This is a genomic window from Pseudomonas sp. zfem002 (assembly GCF_032621685.1).
Taxonomy (GTDB): Bacteria; Pseudomonadota; Gammaproteobacteria; order Pseudomonadales; family Pseudomonadaceae; genus Aquipseudomonas; species Aquipseudomonas japonica.
On the sequence record NZ_JAVYJH010000004.1, the window covers coordinates 40247 to 61756 of the forward strand.

Annotated in this window: 23 protein-coding genes; 15 read left to right on the forward strand and 8 right to left on the reverse strand. The window is 60.8% G+C overall.

Annotated elements, in window-relative coordinates; genetic code table 11:
* Positions 1-11: 11 nt before the first annotated feature.
* Complete coding sequence (locus RTI28_RS07710) at positions 12-941, reverse strand: permease (RefSeq protein ID WP_316919903.1); 930 nt, start codon at positions 939-941, stop codon at positions 12-14.
* A gap of 40 nt (positions 942-981) precedes the next feature.
* The gene (locus RTI28_RS07715; protein ID WP_316919904.1) at positions 982-1830 is read right to left on the reverse strand and encodes a ferritin-like fold-containing protein; all 849 of its coding nucleotides are present in this window, start codon (positions 1828-1830) and stop codon (positions 982-984) included.
* Positions 1831-2011: 181 nt separating this feature from the next.
* Here RTI28_RS07715 and RTI28_RS07720 point away from each other — a divergent pair, with 181 nt between their 5' ends.
* From RTI28_RS07720 to RTI28_RS07785, 14 genes are all read left to right on the forward strand, one after another.
* Positions 2012-2872, forward strand: a complete 861-nt coding sequence (locus tag RTI28_RS07720; protein ID WP_316919905.1) for a phosphate ABC transporter substrate-binding protein — start codon at positions 2012-2014, stop codon at positions 2870-2872.
* 24 nt (positions 2873-2896) lie between these two features.
* Positions 2897-3790, forward strand: coding sequence for a phosphate ABC transporter permease subunit PstC (gene pstC / locus RTI28_RS07725; protein WP_316919906.1), 894 nt, complete (start codon positions 2897-2899; stop codon positions 3788-3790).
* The gene (gene pstA / locus RTI28_RS07730; protein WP_316919907.1) at positions 3787-4656 is read left to right on the forward strand and encodes a phosphate ABC transporter permease PstA; all 870 of its coding nucleotides are present in this window, start codon (positions 3787-3789) and stop codon (positions 4654-4656) included. The genes pstC and pstA overlap by 4 nt, the downstream gene beginning before the upstream one ends.
* A gap of 2 nt (positions 4657-4658) precedes the next feature.
* Positions 4659-5510, forward strand: a complete 852-nt coding sequence (locus RTI28_RS07735; RefSeq protein ID WP_316919908.1) for a phosphate ABC transporter ATP-binding protein — start codon at positions 4659-4661, stop codon at positions 5508-5510.
* Between the two features lie 80 nt (positions 5511-5590).
* Entirely contained in the window at positions 5591-7159 is a 1569-nt protein-coding gene (locus tag RTI28_RS07740; RefSeq protein WP_316919909.1) for an AMP-binding protein, read from the forward strand.
* 84 nt (positions 7160-7243) lie between these two features.
* On the forward strand, positions 7244-10375 hold the full coding sequence (locus tag RTI28_RS07745; RefSeq protein ID WP_316919910.1) for an outer membrane lipoprotein-sorting protein: 3132 nt from the start codon (positions 7244-7246) through the stop codon (positions 10373-10375).
* Between the two features lie 9 nt (positions 10376-10384).
* The gene (locus RTI28_RS07750) at positions 10385-11629 is read left to right on the forward strand and encodes a hypothetical protein (RefSeq protein ID WP_316919911.1); all 1245 of its coding nucleotides are present in this window, start codon (positions 10385-10387) and stop codon (positions 11627-11629) included.
* A 108-nt stretch (positions 11630-11737) separates the two neighbouring features.
* Positions 11738-12094 (forward strand): metalloregulator ArsR/SmtB family transcription factor, encoded by a 357-nt coding sequence (locus tag RTI28_RS07755; RefSeq protein WP_316919912.1) that lies wholly within the window; start codon positions 11738-11740, stop codon positions 12092-12094.
* 29 nt (positions 12095-12123) lie between these two features.
* Positions 12124-13407, forward strand: coding sequence for an arsenic transporter (locus tag RTI28_RS07760; RefSeq protein WP_316919913.1), 1284 nt, complete (start codon positions 12124-12126; stop codon positions 13405-13407).
* Between the two features lie 14 nt (positions 13408-13421).
* Positions 13422-13892, forward strand: coding sequence for an arsenate reductase ArsC (locus RTI28_RS07765; protein ID WP_316919914.1), 471 nt, complete (start codon positions 13422-13424; stop codon positions 13890-13892).
* Between the two features lie 23 nt (positions 13893-13915).
* Complete coding sequence (gene arsH, locus RTI28_RS07770; RefSeq protein ID WP_316919915.1) at positions 13916-14629, forward strand: arsenical resistance protein ArsH; 714 nt, start codon at positions 13916-13918, stop codon at positions 14627-14629.
* A 10-nt stretch (positions 14630-14639) separates the two neighbouring features.
* Positions 14640-15137: a cyclin-dependent kinase inhibitor 3 family protein gene (locus tag RTI28_RS07775; protein WP_316919916.1), complete on the forward strand. Its 498-nt coding sequence runs from the start codon at positions 14640-14642 to the stop codon at positions 15135-15137.
* A gap of 25 nt (positions 15138-15162) precedes the next feature.
* On the forward strand, positions 15163-16245 hold the full coding sequence (locus RTI28_RS07780; RefSeq protein WP_316919917.1) for an ArsO family NAD(P)H-dependent flavin-containing monooxygenase: 1083 nt from the start codon (positions 15163-15165) through the stop codon (positions 16243-16245).
* Positions 16238-16786, forward strand: a complete 549-nt coding sequence (locus RTI28_RS07785; RefSeq protein ID WP_316919918.1) for an arsinothricin resistance N-acetyltransferase ArsN1 family B — start codon at positions 16238-16240, stop codon at positions 16784-16786. Before RTI28_RS07780 ends, RTI28_RS07785 begins: the two co-directional genes overlap by 8 nt.
* 30 nt (positions 16787-16816) lie before the next feature.
* Here RTI28_RS07785 and RTI28_RS07790 read toward each other — a convergent pair whose 3' ends face one another.
* Together RTI28_RS07790 and RTI28_RS07795 are read right to left on the reverse strand one after the other, a co-directional pair.
* Positions 16817-17140, reverse strand: coding sequence for a hypothetical protein (locus RTI28_RS07790; protein WP_316919919.1), 324 nt, complete (start codon positions 17138-17140; stop codon positions 16817-16819).
* Positions 17141-17330: 190 nt separating this feature from the next.
* Positions 17331-17576 carry a helix-turn-helix domain-containing protein gene (locus tag RTI28_RS07795; RefSeq protein WP_009402735.1) on the reverse strand — a complete coding sequence of 82 codons (246 nt, stop codon included), beginning with the start codon at positions 17574-17576 and terminating at the stop codon, positions 17331-17333.
* A gap of 170 nt (positions 17577-17746) precedes the next feature.
* Between RTI28_RS07795 and RTI28_RS07800 the strand changes: the two genes are divergently transcribed.
* Complete coding sequence (locus tag RTI28_RS07800) at positions 17747-18013, forward strand: hypothetical protein (RefSeq protein WP_316919920.1); 267 nt, start codon at positions 17747-17749, stop codon at positions 18011-18013.
* Positions 18014-18076: 63 nt separating this feature from the next.
* On the opposite strand, the gene RTI28_RS07805 is transcribed toward RTI28_RS07800, so the two are convergent.
* The 4 genes from RTI28_RS07805 to RTI28_RS07820 form a co-directional block, all read right to left on the reverse strand.
* A complete protein-coding gene (locus RTI28_RS07805) occupies positions 18077-18958 on the reverse strand; it encodes a hypothetical protein (protein WP_316919921.1) in 882 nt (293 codons plus the stop codon).
* 101 nt (positions 18959-19059) lie between these two features.
* Positions 19060-19332 (reverse strand): helix-turn-helix domain-containing protein, encoded by a 273-nt coding sequence (locus RTI28_RS07810; protein WP_278929336.1) that lies wholly within the window; start codon positions 19330-19332, stop codon positions 19060-19062.
* Positions 19333-19445: 113 nt separating this feature from the next.
* On the reverse strand, positions 19446-20027 hold the full coding sequence (locus tag RTI28_RS07815) for a hypothetical protein (RefSeq protein ID WP_316919922.1): 582 nt from the start codon (positions 20025-20027) through the stop codon (positions 19446-19448).
* A gap of 16 nt (positions 20028-20043) precedes the next feature.
* The gene (locus RTI28_RS07820) at positions 20044-21399 is read right to left on the reverse strand and encodes a tyrosine-type recombinase/integrase (RefSeq protein WP_316919923.1); all 1356 of its coding nucleotides are present in this window, start codon (positions 21397-21399) and stop codon (positions 20044-20046) included.
* Positions 21400-21510: the final 111 nt, after the last annotated feature.

The following is a 21510-nucleotide window of genomic DNA, read 5'->3' on the forward strand; positions in this document are numbered from 1 at the left end:
TGATTGAGTGGTTACAGCACGAGAGCGACGGCCAGGCCCAGCGCCAGGGCGCAGAGAACGACGGTCAGGGTGTGGGCTATCACCAACGGGAGTCTGAAAAGCCTGAACAGCAGCATCACCTCGGGCGGGCTGGTGCCGATCGCGGCCACGAGGAAGGTCACCAGCGGTCCGACCGGGAAGCCCTTCTCGATCAACGCGAAGCCGATGGGCAGTGCCGCGATGGGCGAGATGTAGAGCGGCACGCCGACCAGTGCGCAGGCTAGATAGAGCCATGCGGCCGGCAAGCGATCGACGAGGCCCATGAGCATGTCCTTGGGCACGGCGCCGTAGATCAGGCCGCCGATCATCAGCCCGACCAGCAGGTACGGCGCTACGGTGCGCAGTTCCTGTTTGGCGGCCAGCCAGGCGAAGCGGCTTGCTGGCTGCCAGCCGGGCCAGGCCGCGACTTTCTGCCCCAGGAAGGTTGCGCTGCTCTGTGGGGCTGGGGTGATGGTGACGTGCCTGGCCATGCCCAAGCGGCCTGCGATCACGCCGGCAGCCGAAGTCAGGGCCAGGCCGGCGATGATGAATACCGCCCCGGGGATGAACCCGACGGTCAGGAACAGCAGGATGAAGACGCCTTCATTGACCACCGGGGACGCCACCAGAAAGGCGAAGCTCGGGACGAAACCCACTCCTGCCCTGAGCATGCCGCTCAGCACGGGAATGGTTGAGCACGAGCAGAACGGGGTAATCACGCCGCCCACGCTGGCGGCAAAGGCCGAACGCCAGCCAGATGAGCCAAGCAGCGAGCCTTGGGTCGCCTGAAAGGGCATCTTCTGCTGCAGCATCACCACGGACCAGGTGACCAGCAGGAAAAGCCCGATGAGCAGGGCACCATCCATGAGCAGGAACTCGAAGAAGGCGCGAACACCCTGCGCTAAGGTCGTGTTATCGGACATACAAGCTCCGCCGTTACTGATGGGCGGACTGGAACAACGCTTAGGCGTTGGCCAGCCCTGCGTTCAAGGACGGGGTACCGCCGTAGGTCTGCATCGATTCGATCAGGGCGGCGGTTACCACCGGGTCGAAGTCGGCCTTGTCGAGGGTCTCGACGTAGGTATCCAGCGCCTCGATGCGGATTTCGTCGATGTCGGTCTTCAGGTCGCCCAAGGACAGGGAGGCGCAATCGATGTTCAGGCGGTCGCAGAGGAAGTGACAGCCGGTGCTGACCATGCTGAACAGCTCTGGCATGACGCGGTGGTGAGCCCATTTCAGGCTCTCGTGGACGCCTTCCGGGTCCTGGGCGATCAGGCTGCGGATACGCGCCAGGCCGATTTCCAGGTGCTCCAGCTCGTCGTCGAGGATCTTGTTGGCCAGTGCTGCGGTGTCCGGGTCGCCCTGACGTACCAGGGTGCGGTAGAGCACGATGGCCATGGTCTCGGTCATCAGGTCCTGGATCACCAGGCAGGCCGCCAGATCCTTGTTCTGCACGGCGGTGCTGAAGTGCCGGCGGATGTTGAACCACTGCGGCTCGACGATCTCGCGCATGACGTTGTAGTCGTGGCGCTTGCCCAGGCTGGCGAGCATCTGGATGTGCTTGGACTCTTCGTGAGCCTGCTTGACGGTCTCGATCTTGCTCTCGGTGTCTGGCATCAGCGGGACCATTTCCGAGTAGTTTTCCACCGCCATGATCTCGCCTGCGATCGCGTTCGAGGCGATGTAGGCCAGCAGGTTGAAGTAGCCGTCGCTCTTGTTGTGCTCGGTGCCGAGCACTTCGCGGCGGCTGATGGAGCGCAGGTCGATCGGGGCGTTTGAAGTTGGCTGAGTGCCGACAGATGCTTCTTGCATTTCTTGTCCTCCCATTAGGCTTCAAGGGCATTCCCTTGCCGCGACAATTGTCGGGAGGCTGCTGGCGCCGGGCCATAGTACATAGCTTCTATTCAAAGCCCAGGCCGCTACCCCCTACCATGAGTCAGATCACGACGCATCGGTCATTCGGTGCGTTTCATGGAAGAGCTTGGGGAAATCGATGAAAACAATAACCTGGACTGCCCGGGACGTTGGCGTGCCTGCGGTGTGGATGCTGGGCGCGCTGCTTTGCCTGACTGGCTGCAATCGTGAGGCAGAGCCGAAGGCGGATACCAAGGCGATGCGCGTCAGTGTCGTCGGCGCGAGCACAATCGCGCCGCTAATCAGCGAACTGGCCAAGGCCTATGAGCAGGAGCATCCGGGCCTTCGCATCGAGGTGCAGGCGGGCGGTAGTTCACGCGGCATCATGGATGTGCGCAGCGGTACCGCCGTGCTTGGCATGGTGTCTCGCGATCTCAAGCCCGATGAGCAGGATCTTGAGCATGCACTGATTGCCAAGGACGGCATCGGCATGATCGTCAACAAGAGCAACCCGGTTGCCGGGCTGAGCAAGGAGCAGGTCATCGGGATCTACACCGGCCAGATCACCAACTGGAAGGAAGTAGGTGGCGACGACGCGCCTATCACCGTGGTGAGCAAGGCCGAAGGCCGCTCCACGCTGGAGATCTTCAGCAGCTTCTTCGGCATTTCCTACAAGGACATCAAGGCCCACGTCATCATCGGCGACAACCAGCAAGGCATTCAGACCGTCGCCGGATCGCCTGCCGCTGTGGGCTACGTCTCCATCGGCTCAGCGGAATACGAAGCCGGGCAAGGCGCGGCCATTCGCCTGATTCCCATGGGCGACCAGGTACCTTCGACCGCTTCCGTGGCCTCGGGGCAGTATGCAATCAGCCGTGACCTGAATCTGGTCTACAAGACGCCGCTTAATGAGCAGGTCCAGGACTTCGTGGCCTATGCGCAATCGAAGCAGGCCGAAGACTTCGTCACCCGGATGTACTTCATCCCGGTCGTGAAATAACGGCTGGCAGGCCAGGGTCGCTTCATGACACTACCTATCGTTGAGTCGATATCACCGCCGCCGTCGGCGCTGCGCGGTTGGGCGTTCTGGTCGTCAATGACCATGCTGGCCTTGCTCGGGGCGGCGATCGTGTTCCTGATCGTCGCGTTTCTCCTAGGCGAGGCGTTCCCCCTGATCAGCAAGGGAGGCTTCGCCCGGTTTTTCACCGACGAAGGCTGGTGGCCGAGGGACGCCAGTTTCAATATGACGCCCATGGTCGTGGCCAGCCTCTACCTGACGGTCGGAGCGCTGCTGGTGGCGACGCCGTTGAGCTTGGCGATATCGCTGGTTACCACGTTCAAGGCACCCACCGGGCTGGCGCGGTTGATGCGCAATCTGGTGGAGCTCAGTGCGGCCGTGCCGACGGTGGTCTACGGCCTCTGGGGCGTGAGTGCCATCGTGCCGATCATCAACCTGTGGAGCCCTCCGGGAGCCAGCCTGCTGGCTGGCGTTCTGGTGGTGGCCCTGATGATCATCCCGACCATTACCGTCCTGACCCAGTCAGCCCTCCAGACGGTCCCGGTCGCCTATGTGCAGGGCGCTGCGGCACTGGGTGTTTCCGAGAATCAGACCCTGCTGCGCATTGTCGTGCCGGCGGCGAGGCAAGGCATTTTCTCCGCCATGGTGCTTGGCGCGGCCAGGGCCATCGGGGAAACCATGGTAGTCCTGATGGTCTGCGGCAATATCGTGCAGGTACCCACTTCGTTGTTCGAGCCCGTTCGGGCGCTGACGGCCAACATCGCGCTGGAGATGCCCTACGCCATGGGCGATCACCGGGCCTCGCTGTTCGTGGCCGGCCTGCTGATGTTGCTGCTGGTCAGCGTGCTGGTGGCGGCAGGCGAATGGGTTGGCCGACGTCAGCGGGAGATGGGCGTATGAAGTTGATCAGCTTGGCCCGACTCAAGGAGTTGGCCTGGACGGCATTGCTTTACGGCCTGGCCCTCGGGGCGATCGCGATGCTGCTGTGGCCGCTGCTCACAGTGTTCGGCAATGGCCTTCAGGTCTTGAGCTGGGAGTTCCTGTCGTCCAGTCCGGTCGATGCCGGTCGTGGCGGCGGCATCGCGCCGATCCTGGTTTCGACGCTGGGCATCGTGTTGGTCAGCCTGGCGGCCGCGTTGCCACTGTCGTTCGGGGTGGCAGTGATGCTGACCGAAGGATTCAAACCCGGTGGCTGGCCTGCAACCGTTGTGCGCTGCAGCCTCGACATCCTGGCCGGCGTACCGTCAGTGGTGTTCGGTCTCTTCGGTCTCAGCCTGTTTTGTCGGCAGTTGGGGCTGGGTTACTCCATCCTGGCCGGTGGCCTGACCCTGGCCTGCATGATCCTTCCGACCCTGGCACGCTCGCTGGCGTTTTCGCTGGAGGCGGCGGCCACGGCTCATCGCGCGGGTGGTGCGGCACTCGGGGTGTCGCGACAGGCCGTGCTGTTGCGGGTGATGGTGCCGGTAGCGCTACCGGGGATTTGCGCCGGGATCGTGCTGGCGCTGACCAGGGCCCTGGCCGAAACGGCGGTATTGCTGTTCACCAGCGGTTACTCGGACCGGATGCCGGAGTCCTTGCTCGACTCGGGGCGCAGTGTCTCGGTTCATATCTACGATCTGGCCACCAACGTACCCGGCGGCACGCCGAACGCCTATGGATCGGCCCTCGCGCTGCTTCTGCTCCTGGCATTGCTGAGTTTCGCAGTGCATGCCCTGACCCGGTGGATGCAGCGGCGCATGACTGGCACAACGACAGGGAGTTATTGACCATGACCAACAAGACCGGGGCGGCAACGCTCGAATCCTCTGTGCGAGCCGTGCCCAGCACCGCTGGTACCGTTACGCATCTGAATACCGCGGCCGAAGGGTATATCGAGATTCAGGACCTGTCGGTGAGCTACGGCAAGCGGGTGGTCGTCGAGGGAGTGAAACTGCGGGTACCGCGAAACTCGGTCACGGCCCTGATCGGTCCCTCCGGCTGCGGCAAGTCCAGCTTGCTGCACTGCCTGAACCGCCTCAACGACCTGGTTCCCGAGTGCTCGGTATCAGGCTCGATCAGCTTCAGTTGGATGGACGGCAAGCGCCTGTTGAAGGACCCGACCCAGTTGCGCCGCCAGGTCGGGATGCTGTTTCAACGACCTAACCCGTTTCCCTTCTCCATTCGCAAGAACCTTGAGTTCGCCCTGCGGCAGCATGGAATCAAGGCGCGGGACGAGATAGATGCGCGGATCGAGGCGTCGCTCAAGGAAGTGGGCCTGTGGGATGAGGTGCATGATCGCCTCGATGGCGCGGCACTGGCGTTGTCTGGCGGGCAGCAGCAACGCCTGTGCCTGGCCAGGGCGTTGGTACTCGGGCCGGAGGTGCTGCTTATGGATGAACCCTGCAGTGCCCTCGACCCTATTTCGACGCAAACCATCGAGGCGCTCATCTCAAGCCTGTCCCAGCGGCGAACCATTGTCTTGGTCACCCACAGCCTGAGTCAGGCCCGCCGGGTGGCCGATCAGGTGGCGGTGTTCTGGAAGGTCGAGGGCGTGGGACGGCTGATCGAATGCGGCAAGGCGCGAGAGGTGTTCGAGCGACCCCGTCACGAGCTGACCCAGGCCTATCTGCAATTTGCCTGAACCGAGCAGTTGGCGTGGCAGGACGCCATGGTACATCGGTTCCATTGTGGGCAAAGCGCGGCGATTTCTACCATGGCCGCATGAACACTATCTCTGCTAAACCCGTGCAATACCCGACCGCGAGAGTGAAAATCCTCCCGCTCCATGTCCATGATGTGCTCAAGCATGCGGCAAGGGTGCACGCCGCAGTGAAAGTAACTTCCATCGCTCTCGATGGCGCAGTCGAACGCCAGAACTACGCAGATCTTGCCGATTCCGCTCGTGATTGCGCCGCGCAACTCCATGCCCTCGGGTTCCAGCCAGGCGATGCGCTCGTCAGCTTTGGCCTGAGCTCGCTCGATCAGATGGCCTGGCTTTACGGGGCACTCGACCAAGGCGTGGTCACCCATCTGCTGAACCCTCAACATCGCCCCGAAGACCTGGGGCTCTTCCTCCAACAGATCCGCCCGAAGCTGGTGCTGCATGACGCCGCTACTGCCGGCGCGGTTCAGGCGTTTCAGGGGTTATTGTCAGGATCTGCGGTGCGGTCGATGACCCATCGCAATGCGGAGGGAGCGGCCGGCTATGTGTCGGCACAGTTTCCAGAGGACACTCTTTCCCACGTTTGTTACTCGTCCGGCACCACTGGCACGCCAAAAGTCGTCGAGTACACGCACCGTTCGACGTTGCTGCACACCTGGGCTTGCGCCTTGCCGGACGCAATGGGCCTGACTGGCGCCGACCGGGTCATGCCGCTGATGCAAAACTTCCATGCCAGCGCCTGGGGCGCTCCGTTCGTGTGTCCGATGGTGGGCGCGGAGCTGATCCTGGTTCCGCCAACCCGTGATCCGGCCCAATGGTTCCAATGGATCGAAGAGCATCAGGTCACCGTGCTGGGTGCGGTATCGGCTCACTGGCTGGCGCTCGCTCGCTACATGCAGGTCACTGGGCAGCGCTTCAGCACCCTTCGCCGGACTGTAGTCGGAGGAACACGCCTGCCGTTCGAGGTGGCGTACTTCATTCAGGAGCGACTGGGCGTCGAGGTATGTCACGCCTGGGGCATGACCGAGACCTCGCCGCTGGCCACCATTGAACGGTTCGATAGCAGCGCGACTGCGCTGGGACATGGCCAGCCGGTGTTCGGGATCGAGCTGGCGGTGCGAGGTGACGATGCTGTGTGCGTGGCTGAAGGTACCGGCGAGCTCATGGTACGTGGGCACTGGGTAGCCGTCGGCGCCGAGCGGGACGAATGGCTGGCGACCGGCGACTTCGCGACCCTTCAGGCCGATGCGGGGCTCGATGTCAGCGATCGGCTGAGCGACTCGCTGCTGGTCGGTGGCGCTCCCCTCAGTTCCGCCCTGGTCGAGTACCGGGCCAGACAGGTGCCAGGCGTCGCGGACGCGGCGCTGGTGATCTGCGAGCCGGGTAGCGGTCGCAGTGTTCTGGCCTGGGTCGCGGCGTCCGATGCCGAGCCTGCCGTCGTTGTTGCCGAACTGCAGGCGGTCCTGGCGCAAGCCTTCGAGGGCTGGTGCCCGACCCGGTGCACCGTCGTGGATGCGTTCCCCTACACCGCCTCGGCGAAGGTCCAGAAACACCTCCTCAAAGCACAAATCGCTCCCCAGAACGAAAGCGATGTTGCCCCAACCCTTCCTTCACGTGCTGATGCCTGACTTATGACGCAAATATCGAAAACCGCAGCGGTAGATTCTGTGCATACGAGCGGGCTGAAGAGCTCGCTGCCTCTGGAGCGGTACGTGACCTGGGTGGTGGACCATCGGCGGTGGGTCATTGCCATCGTGCTGGCGCTGTCGGCGTTCTTTGCGTTCTTTGCCGCCAAGCAGCAGGTCATCATCAACCCGGCTGCCGTGGTGCCGCAGAGCCACCCGTACATCAAAGCGACCAACACCATTGAGAAGATCTTCGGCTCGAAGTACCTGGTGGTGATTGGTCTGACCCCGACCCAGGGCGACGCCCTGCAGCCCCAGGTGCTGGAGGCGGTGAAGCGCATCACCGACAAGCTCTATGCCGCGCCGTCGGTCACCAAGCAGACGCTGCTCAGCCTGTCATCGCGGCAGGCCAAGAGCATTCGTGGCAATGCCGACGGTTTCGAGGCCAGGCCGCTGCTGGGAGACCAGTTGCCGTCCAGCACGGCGCAGATCGACGAACTGAAGGCCGCGATCAACGCCAACCCGGTGTACCGGGACACAGTGATCTCCAGTGACTGGCGCACCGCGACGATCATGCTGGAGCTCAAGGAAAACCCCAACGGCTTCGGCGCGATGCTGTCCGATGTCCACCAGATCCTGAGCCAGGAGAACACGCCGGGCATCGAGATCTCCCTGAGCGGCAACCCTGTCTTCCTGCATCAGGCGGAGGTGTTCGCCGACCGGATCAACTGGCTGTTCCCGATCGCGGTCCTGGTCATCGGCCTGTTGCACTACGAAGCATTCCGGACTCGCCAGGGTCTGGTTCTGCCGTTGGTGACGGCGCTGCTGTCGGTGGTCTGGGGCGTGGGGATCATGGGGTTGATGAAGGTCCCGATGGACATCTTCAACTCGCCGACGCCGATCCTGATCCTCGCGGTGGCGGCGGGACATGCCGTGCAGTTGCTCAAGCGCTACTACGAACGCTTCATCGAGCTGGTGAACGGTCAGCAGATGGATCCTGTGGTGGCCAACCGGCTGGCGACGATCCAGTCGCTGGCGGCGGTCGGCCCGGTGCTGGTGATCGCTGGCGGTGTCGCGGCTCTCGGGTTCTTCTCGCTGGTGGTGTTCGAGCTGGAAACCGTGCGGGCATTCGGCATATTCACCGGCATCGGCATCCTGGCGGCCGTGTTGCTGGAGTTCACCTTTACCCCGGCAGTGCGGGCCGGCCTCAAGCCGCCGTCGGCAGCGCAGATCGACACCGAGACCAAGCCTCGGATCTGGGATCGCCTCAGCGCACGCATTGCTCACCTGGTAGTGACCCCTCGCAGCCGGAACTGGATTCTCGGCGGTTTCGTGGTGCTGATTGGTGTGGCGGTTGCCGGCTGGCCGCTGGTGCATGTGGATAACTCCAGCAAGAGCTTCTTCTCGGATTCGCTGCCCCTGCAACGCGATGACAACCTGCTGAACACCCAGACCGGTGGGACCAACGTGCTCTACGTGATGGTCGATACCGGCGAAGCGGACGGGGTGAAGGACCCTCGGGTGCTGGATGCGATCCGCTACCTGCAGGCGGACGCGGCGAAGCGCCCGATCGTGGGCAAGACGCTATCCATCGACGACTTCCTCCAGCGCATGCACGAAGCGGCGTCGGGCGACACGGGCGCTGTTACGCCACTTCCTGATGACCGCGAGCTGATTGCCCAGTACCTGTTCCTCTACTCGATGTCAGGGGATCCGGAGGACTTCTCGGCCCATGTCGATTACGAATACCGGCGGGCAAAGATCGCGATCATGTTGCGCACCAACAGCAACGCCGAGATCGATCACCTGGTGAACGACCTGCGCCAGGTCGCGAGCGAGCATTTCCCCGGCAATGTCACCGTGTCGTTCGGCGGTGAGGTCGCGCAGACCCTGGCGGTCACCGATGTGATGGTGCACAGCAAGCTGCTCAACATTGCCCAGATCCTCGGCGTGATCTTCGCGGTGTCGGTGATCGCGTTCCGCTCGGTGATCGCCGGTCTGCTGGTGCTGTCGCCGTTGCTGGTGGTGCTGTCGCTGGTGTTTGGCGTCATGGGCTACTTCGGCGTGCCGCTGAATATCCCCAACTCGCTGATCTCGGCTATGGCAGTTGGTATCGGCGCCGACTACGCGATCTACCTCATCTACCGCATCAGCGAATACACGGCCCAGAGCAAGGCATTGCCCGAGGCCGTGGAAATGGCGATGAAAACCGCCGGCAAGGCCTGCTTGTTCGTCGCCACCGCCGTGGCCGGGGGGTATGCCGTCCTAATGTTCTCTTACGACTACAAGGTTCATATGTGGCTTTCTACCTTTATCGTGCTGGCGATGCTGGCGAGCGTTCTCGCAACCCTGACCCTGATCCCGAGCGCCATCCTGGCCTTCAAACCCGGCTTCATCTTCCAGCGCCGCTCCGGTGACCGTGGCGCCGTGCTGCTGATCATCCTGGCGGCCATCGGCTTCCTGACGTATTCGCAGGTCGGCTGGTCTGCGGAACTGGAAGCGAAAGAGATCATGGAGCGTAACGCGGCGGTCACCCGTTTTAGCACCTCCAAGGCTGATGCCGAGTTCGTGCTGCAGACCAAGGACGGCAGCCAGCGGACCCGCAAGTCCAACATGGCCTCGAAGCTTCAGGACAACGGACAGGACACTATGCGCCTGGTGCGCTTCGAAGCGCCTGCGGACATTCGCGGGACTACTACCTTGCTGGTCGAGCGGACCGCCCAGGACGACGAGATGTGGGTCTACCTGCCGGCGATGAAGCGAGTCCGACGTCTGGTGGCTTCGAACAAGAAGGACAGCTTCATCGGGACCGACTTCAGCTACGGCGACGTGATGGGGCACAAGGTCAGTGACTGGAAGCACACCCTGGTCAGGCAGGAGACCCGTGACGGCGTCGAGCACTACGTCATCGAGTCGCTGCCCGCCGAGGACAGCGTGCGCACCAACTCTGGCTACGCAAAGCGCCTGACCTGGATCCGCAAGGACAACTTCGCGACCACCTATGTGGAAGCGGCCGACGTCAGCGGGGCGCCGTACAAGCAGTTCTCCTTCACCGATATCCAGTTGGTGGATACCGCCAACGGCAAGTGGCAGCCCATGAAGACCGAGGGCAAGAACCTGCAGAGCGGTCATACCACCACCATCACCTTCTCCAACTTCAAGGTGGGTGAGGCGTTGAGCGACAGCCTCTTCTCGGCGAGCAACATGGCTTCGCGCTAAGGAGAGGACATGAGCGGGTCTTTTTCCCCCGGCTGGTGGGCTGGTGCCGTCGTGCCCCTGGTTTTTTCGGTGGGCGCCGTCGCCGACGTGGCTGAAGTCACTGGCGAAGTCGCGGCAGGGGTTTGGTCATCGAACCGGATGCTGGATGACCGCCACACGATTTCCTCCAATCGCGCCAAGCTCAAGCTCGACTGGCAAGCCAGCGAGAGCCTGGCCTTCAGCAGCGAGGTCTGGGCCCTGTCGTCCCCTGAGCGACTGGACGGCAGGCGGGAAGATGCCGGGGTCAACGAGTTGTATGTGAAAAACAGCGAAACCCTGTGTGCGCCTGCACTGGGCAAGAAGCTGGTGATGTGGGGGCGGGCCGATGGGATCAACCCCACCGACCAGGTGTCTCCCAGCAACTACAGGCGCCTGACCCCGGAGACCACGGATCAGCGCACCGGCAACTGGGGGCTGCACCTGGACTGCGCCGCCGGTGCCGGAAAGCTGCAGGTCCATGTGCTGGACGGCTTCCGCTTCAACGAAGTGCCGCTGGAGAAAACGCCTGGCGTGACCTTCCGCGAGCAAGACCCGGATGTCCGCCCAACGGTGGCGGTGAAGTACGACGTACTGGGCTCGGACGCGGACTGGTCGATCAGCGTGATCGATGGGCACGACCTGTTTCCAACCTTCGCGGTGCGTAGTGCCACGCCTGCCGGCGTGACCCTCGGTCAGCATGCAACCCGCATGCGGATGGTCGGCGGCGACTTTACGATTGTTCGCGGCGAAATGGCCTACCGGGGAGAAATCGCCTGGGTGGACTTCGAACAGTCGTCCGACCCGGCGGTGGCACGCCGGCAGCCCTACACCTCGGCGATCGGCGGCGCCGAGTGGTACATCGGTGATCGCGAAACCGTTTCCCTGCAAGGCTTCTGGCGGCATTTGCGCTCGGTATCGAGCATCGCCAACGATCCCTTGATGGCCCAGGTGCAGGCGGCTCAGGCCCTGATCAGCAACGAACTGGATCGGGACCAGTACGGGCTGACGCTGCGCTACGCCAGGCCACTGTTCGATTCGAAGGCCGACCTGGACCTGTTCGCCGTGTGGACCGAACCCCGCAATGACTGGATGCTCCGGGGCCGCCTGAAGTACGCGGTGACCGACTCATGGCGGGTTAGCACCGGGTTCGACATTTTCCGGGGGCCGCAGGATTCATTCCTGGGGCACCTGCGAACGAACTCGCTGACGTTCGTGGAGGCGAGCTATCTCTGGTGAGGCCCGATGGGTGCGATAGAAATATCCGGTTGTCCATATATTTGAATTGGCATATATTCGGATTTCCAGATATTTCAGCCGCCCGGTGGGCGGCCTCCAGGAGGCTACATGCCGGAAGCCCTGACTCCCCCCATCGTTTTCAAATGCCTGGCTGACGACACCCGGGCCCGGATGACCCTGCTGATCGCCCGCGAAGGCGAACTCTGTGTCTGCGAACTCACCCACGCGCTTGAACTGAGCCAGCCGAAGATCTCCCGGCACCTGGCCCAGTTGCGTGAGGCTGGAATCCTGATGGATCGCCGCAAAGGCCAGTGGGTGTACTACCGACTGCATCCCGAACTGCCGCAGTGGGTGGACGCCATGCTGAAGGGCGTGGTCGATGCGAACCAGGAATGGTTGAGCCCCGATGCGCTGCGCCTCGCCGAAATGGGCGAGCGGCCGCAGAGCCCTGCGGCTTGTGCTTGATCCTTCCCTTCGCTGATTGAGTTGTAGTCATGCTGATCGCATTTCTGATTTTCCTGGTGACGATCGTTCTCGTCATCTGGCAGCCCAAAGGCCTGGGTGTGGGCTGGAGCGCCGCACTGGGGGCCGTCGTGGCGCTGCTGGCGGGCGTCGTGAGCCTGTCCGATATCCCCGTGGTCTGGCAGATCGTCTGGAACGCTACCGCCACCTTCATCGCCGTCATCATCATCAGCCTGCTGCTGGATGAGGCGGGGTTCTTCGAGTGGGCGGCATTGCACGTGGCGCGCTGGGGGAAGGGCAGCAGCCGCAAGCTGTTCGCCTTCATCATCCTGCTGGGTGCCGCCGTCTCGGCGTTGTTCGCCAACGACGGTGCGGCACTGATCCTGACCCCGATCGTCATCGCGATGCTGCTGGCCCTGCGCTTTTCCCCGGCCGCGACGCTGGCATTCGTCATGGCAGCAGGCTTTATCGCCGATACCGCGAGCCTGCCGCTGGTGGTGTCCAACCTGGTGAACATCGTCTCCGCCGACTACTTCGGCATCGGTTTCAGCGAGTACGCCTCGGTCATGGTGCCGGTGAATCTGGTCAGCATCGCCGCCACTCTGGGCATGCTGCTGTGGTTCTTCCGCAAGGACCTGCCGCGTACCTACGAACTCGACCAGTTGAAGGCTCCCGAAGCCGCTATCCGCGACAAGGCGACGTTCGTTGCCGGCTGGTGGGTGCTGGCGCTGCTGCTGGTCGGCTTCTTCGCCATTGAGCCGCTGGGCGTGCCCATCAGCGCCATCGCTGCCGCCTGTGCGCTGATCCTCTACCTGATCGCCGCGCGCGGGCACGTGATTTCGACCCGCAAGGTGCTCAAGGACGCGCCCTGGCAGGTCGTGGTGTTCTCGCTGGGCATGTACCTCGTTGTCTACGGCCTGCGTAACGCTGGTCTCACCGACTACCTGACGCAGATTCTCAATGTCTTCGCCGGCTACGGGATCTGGGGCGCGTCTCTCGGGACGGGGCTGCTCGCCGCTGGCCTTTCGTCGGTCATGAACAACATGCCCACCGTTCTGGTAGGCGCCCTGTCGATCCACTCCGCCGAGGCCACCGGCATCGTGCGCGAGGCCATGATCTACGCCAACGTCATCGGTTGCGACCTCGGCCCGAAAATCACGCCCATCGGCAGCCTGGCCACCTTGCTGTGGCTGCACGTGCTGGCCCGCAAGAACATCGTCATCACCTGGGGCTACTACTTCCGCACCGGCATCGTTCTGACGCTGCCGATCCTGCTTGCCACCCTGGCCGCATTGGCCATCCGCCTGAGCTTTTGAACCGGAGATACCTGATGAAAGTCTTGTTCATGTGCACCCACAACAGCTGCCGCAGCATCCTGTCCGAAGCGCTGTTCAATCACCTGGCCCCCGAGGGTATGGAAGCGGTGAGCTCGGGCAGCTTCCCTAGCGGCAAGGTCAATGAGCGGGCACTGAAGACCTTGGAAGCCGCCGGAATCTCCACCGCTGGCCTTTCGAGCAAGGCCTCGGACGACTTCGAGAGCTCCCCTCCCGACATCGTCGTCACGGTATGCGACCGCGCTGCTGGCGAAGCCTGCCCGATCTTCTTCGGCCCATCGCTCAAGGCTCACTGGGGCCTGGCCGACCCTTCGGCGGTTACCGGGAGCGAGGCGGAAATCGAAGAAGCCTTCCAGACCACTTTGGCGAAGATCAATGAGCGCGTTCGCGCCTTCATTGCGCTGCCTTTCCCGCAACTGAGCCAGGACGAACTGAAAGCCGAGCTTGCCCGCATCGGCGCGCTGTAGGCCCTGGATCAATGGAGACCGAAATGAACGACCACCTGCCAAATGTCCAGCCAGAACTGCTTGACCTGCCGTCGCTGGAGCGGCTGGAACCGAAGGGTCCTTCCACGCATAAACCGCGCATCCTGCTGCTGTACGGATCGACCCGCGAGCGCTCGTTCAGCCGCTTGATAGTCCAGGAAGCTGCGCGCCTGCTGGAAGAGTTCGGCGCCGAAGCCCGTATCTTCGATCCTTCCGGCCTGCCGTTGCCGGATGACGCACCGGACTCCCACGAGAAGGTGCTGGAGCTCCGCGAGCTGATGCAATGGTCCGAGGGCCAGGTGTGGTGTTCGCCCGAGCGTCACGGCTCGATGAGCGCTGTGTTCAAGGCGCAGATCGATTGGGTTCCGCTGGCCATGGGCGCCGTTCGTCCAACCCAGGGCAAGACCTTGGCGGTGCTGCAGGTGTGTGGTGGTTCGCAGTCGTTTAACGTGGTGAACCAATTGCGCGTGTTGGGCCGCTGGATGCGGATGTTCACCATCCCCAACCAGTCCTCGGTACCCAAGGCATTCCTGGAGTTCGATGACGCCGGGCGGATGAAACCGTCCTCCTTCTACGATCGCCTGGTCGATGTGATGGAAGAACTGATGAAGTTCACCCTGCTGCTGCGCGACCGCCAGGACTACCTGGTGGACCGCTACTCCGAGCGCAAGGAGTCGGCGGAGGAGCTGTCCAGGCGCGTCAACCAGCGATCCATTTGAGGCAAACGACATGTCACACCCTTACTCGCTTAAGTCCTTGCCGCACAGCCCCGGCAGCCTGATTTTCACACCCTGCCCGGGCACCCAGGCCAGCGATCTTGCTGAAAGCCTGGAGACGCTGAAGCAGGCTGGCGCCATGGCGCTGGTGACACTGATGTCGGATACAGAGCTTCAGGAAAACGGCGTTGCCGAGCTTGGTGTCGCGGCCAGGCAGCATGGGTTGGTGTGGTACCAATTGCCGATCGAGGATGATCAGGCTCCGGATCAAAACTTCGAGGCCCGAATGGGAGAGATTCGCCACCAGTTGGACGCATTGCTCGCATCCAACAAAGCCCTGGCCATCCACTGCAAGGGCGGCTCCGGGCGTACCGGATTGTTCGCTGCACGTCTGCTTATCGAGTCCGGAATGCCGCGCCGCGAGGCCATTGCGTGGGTGCAGGAGCTGCGTCCACGGGCGATTCAGAAGCCTGCGCACCTCAACTACATCAACCAGTTCGGCGAAGGCTGAACGCTCCAGCCTGATGGGAGAAACCATGGCCACCGACGGCGAACTACTCGATGTCATCGTGATTGGCGGCGGGCAGTCCGCGCTGACGGTGGCCTATTTTCTGAAGCGGGCGAAGCTGTCGTTCGTGCTGCTGGATGCCGAAGAGGCAGCGGGCGGGGCCTGGCGCCATGGCTGGGACTCGCTGACGCTGTTCTCGCCCTCGGCCTGGAGTTCGATCGCGGGATGGCCGATGCCACCAGTCATCGAAGGCAATCCCGGTAGGGATCACGTGGTCAGCTATCTGGAGCAGTACGAGGCGCGCTACGGGTTTCCTATCGTTCGCCCCGTTAGCGTCACGACGGTGGAGCGGACCGCACGTGGACTTCGTGTGCGCTCGAAGGACTGCGACTGGGAAGCCCGTACCGTCATCAGCGCTACGGGGACCTGGAGCAAGCCCTATGTTCCGGTCTATCCGGAAATAGAGCTGTTCCAGGGGATACAGCTTCACTCTGCCCATTACCAGTCACCAGAGGCTTTCCGAGGAAAGCGGGTGCTGGTCGTTGGTGGCGGCAACTCGGGGGCGCAAATCTATGCGGAGCTGTCCGAGGTCGCCGACGCAACGTGGGTGACCACGGAGGAGCCGGCGTTTCTGCCTGATGATGTCGATGGGCGGGTGCTGTTCGAACGGGCTACCGAGCGCCTCAAGGCTCAACAGGAAGGCCGTGTTATCGACGCACCGGTAGGCGGGCTTGGCGATATCGTCATGGTGCCCTCGGTGGTTCGGGCCCGTGAACGCGGAGCTCTTCGAGCCGTAAGGCCCTTTATCTCATTCACTCCTGACGGGGTCGTCTGGCCCAACGGTGAGAAAACACAGGTCGATGCAGTGATCTGGTGTACCGGCTTCCGGCCGGCGCTGGATCACTTGCTGGCGCTGGGCGTGCTGGATGACAACGGCAGGGTCGAGGTTGACGGGGCGCGCTCTATTAGCGAGCCGTGCCTCTGGCTGGTGGGATATGGCGACTGGACCGGCCTGGCCTCGGCGACACTGATCGGCGTCACCCGCACTGCGCGGAGCACCGTCAACGAAGTAGTTGAATACCTGAGCAGCTTGGAGCAGCCGGATGCCTAGCGGAATCGAGATTCGTGTTGCCAGACCAGAGGATGCAGAAGAGATCCAGGCCATCTATGCGCCCATCGTACTCAATACGGCCATCTCATTCGAAGAGGCAGTGCCGAGCGTGGAGCAAATGCGGGAGCGGATCGCCACGACGCTGCAAACATACCCGTATCTGGTAGCGGTGCAGGAGGGGCAGGTAGTCGGCTATGCCTATGCCAGTCAGCACCGGGCGCGGGCGGCTTACCGCTGGGCGGTGGATGTGACGGTGTATGTCGCCGAGGGCCAGCGCCGCAGTGGGGTTGGTCGGCAGCTCTATGACGTGTTGCTGCCAGTTCTGAAGCGTCTGGGGTATCGCTCGGCGTATGCCGGCATTGCCTTGCCGAATGAAGGGAGTGTTGGGCTACACGAGCGACTCGGGTTCCAGCACATCGGGACGTTTCCCCTGGTCGGGTTCAAGCTCGATGCCTGGCATGACGTGGGGTATTGGAGGTTTGATCTGGGGGGTGACAGCCTTCGTCCTTATGATCCCGCGCGTTTTCAAGCAATCTGCTAAAGCGCGGGATCAAGCTTGCGGCGTGCGAATTCAGAGCGTTTCAGATGTCGTTTGCTGTTGGGCCATTTCCGCAATGGCCTGACGGACACGGTTCTCGATGATCTCTATTAGTTCGAGGTGCTTGGGAAATTCTTGCTTTAGCCAGGCGCTGCAGACGAAGTAATGATCGAGGTGTATCGCAAGGGGTTGCCGGTCACCTTGAGCGCATAGCATCACATTGAACTCTGTCTCGTCCCCTGCCATGGCGGCAGGCACGAAAATGGTCCCCTTGTCGCTGAAACCGCACGAGCGGCGCCATTCAGGGATGCGTTTCTTGTCAGGGTTATCTGCGGCAAACCAGGTGATTCTTTCCATTTAATCGACCTCATGGATGAGCAATGCGCGATGTGCGTAGCGTCTGATGCGCGTGTTTGGTTCAGCGCGAATGGAAGCCGGGTAGAGGTTTTGTGAGTGGTTACCTGGCTCGGGCGTTGTAGGGCCGGCAGTTGGTTCGTTATCAGCCGCAGGATGACTCATCGGCGAACTGGGCAGCTATCAGATGACGCTAGAGGCTTGCATCGACCAACAGCTCGGACGGTTTGCATTCAACTGCAACGGCGATGCGCAAGATATTCAGGAAGGTGACATTCCTTTCCCCCCTCTCGATCTTCCCCATATGAGAACGATCCACGCCTGCCGCATCGGCTAGTGCTTCCTGCGAAAGCGCAAGCGCCAGGCGGCGGGCCCGAATTGCTGCACCGAGCTTTTTCAGACTGCCGTCGTTGTCGAGGGTTGCGGAGATTCTTGCCATGGAAAGAATCGTCCCGTTATGATGCCTATATGACCACGGTATTTACGACCCATTTGTCAGGTGGTCGTGGCTATATCCGAGCTCGCCTGGGCAGCTACACGGTCAGGGAGAGCATCCATGGAAGGCGCGCGGAGAGCGCCCTGCTTGACCGCAGTGGCGGGGTAACTGTCATGAAACATCGCGCAAGCAGCGAGCTAGGAATTATGCGATCACGCCTTGGCTGGCTGAGCGTCAGGTTCGATGGCGGCCCGTTTTATCCTGAGATGCTGGATTCACTTCAGCAGGCGGTGATTGATTTCGGTGGTCTTGTCAGGCGGGGTGAGAGCTTGACTGCCGCCGAATGGCTTCAACGAATTGATGCTATCGGCGGCGGTATTACGCCAGCTCAAATACTCGCCATTCAAACGCTCATGTGGCCTCGGTTAAGCAGCAAGTAGCTTGCGTTTATCGGAGGCCGAGTACATCTGATCATGCGCGGGAAACATTAGCTAATGTGAGTTTTAGACGTTGGGTGGACTCTCGGCGCGCCCAAGAATCATCTTGGATGAGCTCCTCGAATTGCCCCACGCATGATCATCGCTTGAGGCGGGACTGCAGTAATCTCTCAGCCACTCATCTTCGCTTTGATCCTCTGGTCGCGTCTTTGATGCAGTCAATGAAGAATCTACAGGCGCTCCTCTGTTTACCGCTTTACCGTGCTTCACAGCACCCGTAGCAAAATCTGCCTGTATGCCCTGCTGCATAAGGCTTTGAGCTGGAACCTTGTCCGGCAAAATTGTCCGGAGTTTGTCTGGCGTTTGTCCGGCGTTTGTCTGAGTCATGTCCGGCAAAAACGCTTTTCGTATGACTTCAGCCGAAATAGACAAGGGACGTATAGTTTTCGCATCTAGGCGTTCCGGTTTTTCGCTTGAGCATTCGGCTGTGAACAGGATCCCTTTGAGCCGCCCCATATAGTCGTGAAACGCGGATAAGCGTCTCGGGAACCTTGCTCCCGAGCGCAGCCAGAATTGATAGAAACCACAGCGCTCACTTTTGATTCGGAAGTGGCCTGGCGGTAGTCTCTCGCCTCGGCGGCCAGCCTTCGTGTCTCTTTCGCGGGTTAGCTCCACATTGAAGATTGCAAAGCTGTACACTCCTTCAAAAACGGGGCGAAATTGAAGCGAAAGCCCAGGGTAACGCCCATCGTAGTTATCTACTGAGTATTCATAATATTCATATACCTTAGGTTTGATACGATTGAGAATTTCCTGGAACATACCTGAGTATTTCTCTAGAAAATAATCGGGTACTGGTTTGTTATTTGCCGATCGGATCACTAGCCGGCTTGATTCGATACAGACCTCATGTCCGAGCTCAAGCAAGCGGATAAGCATTTTTCCCATGTCGTTACTGATCGCACCAGATTTAGCGCCATGACCAGCGCACCGTTGGAGAGGCGCGCATTCATCTATCGAGATAGTCAGGTAGGATTTGCAATGACTAGCTAGAACTGTTGCCCGGTATGGTCAGCGATGCGGCGGGCCAGGAAGATGGCTAGGTCGCTCACCCGATAGCGCACTAGTCGTCCGACTTTGAGGAAGGGGAGGTTGTAACGTCCGGTAGACCTCCAAACGGAGAGGGTGCTTGCTTTTGCACCCAAGACTTGAGCTGCTTGCTTGTCGTCTACGTGAACCGGCGGGTTTTTGGGGTCATGCCCAAGCTGTGCAACAATCTCGGCCTTGATTGCCTCGATTTGATCAGTGTTCAGATTTTTCATGATGAAGCCCTGTACGAAATTAATCTAGGCAGGGCTACGTGACGCCCCGCGTGTCATGACCGGTCAGGGCTATGGTCGGGAAAATGAGCCGATGTTTCCTCACGCTCAGGGCGTTAAGTGTGTGTTTTCAGATAATCTTTTACCCAATTTCTGATCGTCTCTTTTCGCCCCAGGCTTTCGTAGGTGTCGTAGATCTCCCCAACGAATTTGGCGATCTCAAGTTTTCGCCCCGGAACGAACTGCCCGTTTGCTATTCTTTCTCGCAGCAGATTGATCACCCTTTCTCGATCAGCATGCCTTCCGGCGGGTCTAGGCATCTTGCTTGCATTCTTCGCTTGGCTTGATTGCTTCTCTTTGTAAGAGTGTTGTTGAACAGCCTTGGCAAGTTCTATATAGCGCTCGGGAAGTTTTTCCGCGAAGTCATCGGGGCGTGTTGACGCGAGCAAAGCAGTTGGTTTTCTTATTTCAGCGAATGCTTTTTGCTCAAGCACTTCAAAAAGCTGCATGACGAGAATCGCGGATAGCCCCTCGGTGCTGTCCAGCTCAGATAACATCCTTTCAAATCGTTCTCTGAGTTCATCAAGCGTTGCGGGCGTTTCCGCCCATACGAAGCTCAAAAATTCGTTCTGCAAGAGCTCCACGCAAGCTACTTGACGCTTGAGTCGAAGTTGGTGCTTAACAATATCTGGATTCACAGGATACTTTGCCTTGTCAGTTTGTGATGGTTTTCCGAGGTAGGTTCACCACATCAGCGGGCTTTTTTCTTCCTGCCGCTTCAAGCATCGCCTGCGTTGCGGTATTGACCGACTGACGTACAGGGTCCAGATCGAGCCGGGCATAGATCTGTGTTGCTTGGTGCGTCTTATGGTTGAGGCTCTTGCCAATGATTGCGAGTGATGCCCCCGTTTTGGCTTGCCAGCTCCCAAGGGTACGACGCAAATCGTGAATACGCAGATCTGCCATGTCGTACATGGCGGGATCGATACCCAGTTCATCCGCCAGAGCCCGATATTGCTTATCTGCTTTTGCTGAAGCGGTCAGAAGCAGCGCATCGGCGAATTGGCGTTCATCCGGGCTCAGTTTCTCATGCTGTTCGAGGAGATCCAGTAGGCGGCGTATGCTGGCGCGCCGCAAAACCGTCGCCCATGCCTTCTTGGGCTCGACCAGGTGACCGGTCTTGCCCGAACCCGGGAACACAAAGCCGGACCCTTTCGTTTGGCGCTGCCGATTCTTGAGTGCGTTCACGGCTTCCGGTGAAAGGGTTACATTCTGGGGGCTGCCGTTTTTTGTCATGCCAAGACGCCAGACGCCTGCATCCATATCTAGATCGCGCCACGCCATTTCTTGCACGTTGGAACGGCGCGCTCCCGTGAGTAGTGACAACAGGAAGAAGTCGCAGAGATCCGATTCGGCGATGGCTTCCATCAGGTAGGGGAGTTCGGGCGCCAGAGCGAACCGGTCCCGAGAGGGCGCTGGGTTTTTCTGAATTCGACTTGCCGGGTTGGCGCCGGTGAACATTTCGAGGTCAGCAGCGAAGTTGTAGACCGACGACACGACGATGACCGCGCGGTCCGCTTGAGCGGGGCTCTTCTTCGTCGTCCTAGAGTGAATAGCCTTGATCTCGGATCGGGTTATCTGAGACAGCTTGCTGCCATGGATTGGTGTCAAATACATGTTTACCACATCCGTATAGTCGCGCTTGGTGCGTTCGCTGAGCGGGGAGCCGTCGCGCTTTTTCTTCTCAGAAAGGTACTGCTTGAACACTTCCAGGAAGGTGGGTTCTTCCCGGATGGCTCGACGAACTGCTGCTGGGTTGGCGCCGTTGGCGAACTCGCTTAGGACTGTCTGCGCTTTGATGCGAGCCTGCTCAACCGTCGTCTCCGGGAATGATCCGAGTTTGACCCATTCCATGGCACCTGCAACGCGCTTGATCACGTAGAAGGTGCGGCTGCCTGCTGCTGTGATGCGAAGCACCAGCTTGGGTATCTCGGTGTCGTACACGTTCAGGCGATTGATGGCTGGCGGTGCGATGGCTGTCAGGGCGGACTTGGTGAACTTGAGCTTCATGGCGGCTTCAACCTGAGTCGCTTGGCTAGCATTGGGCTAGCGTGGGCTATCAAAAATGGTCCATCTTGGTGATGGTTCGTTAAGCCAAGACTAAGCTGAAAGCCCCATTCT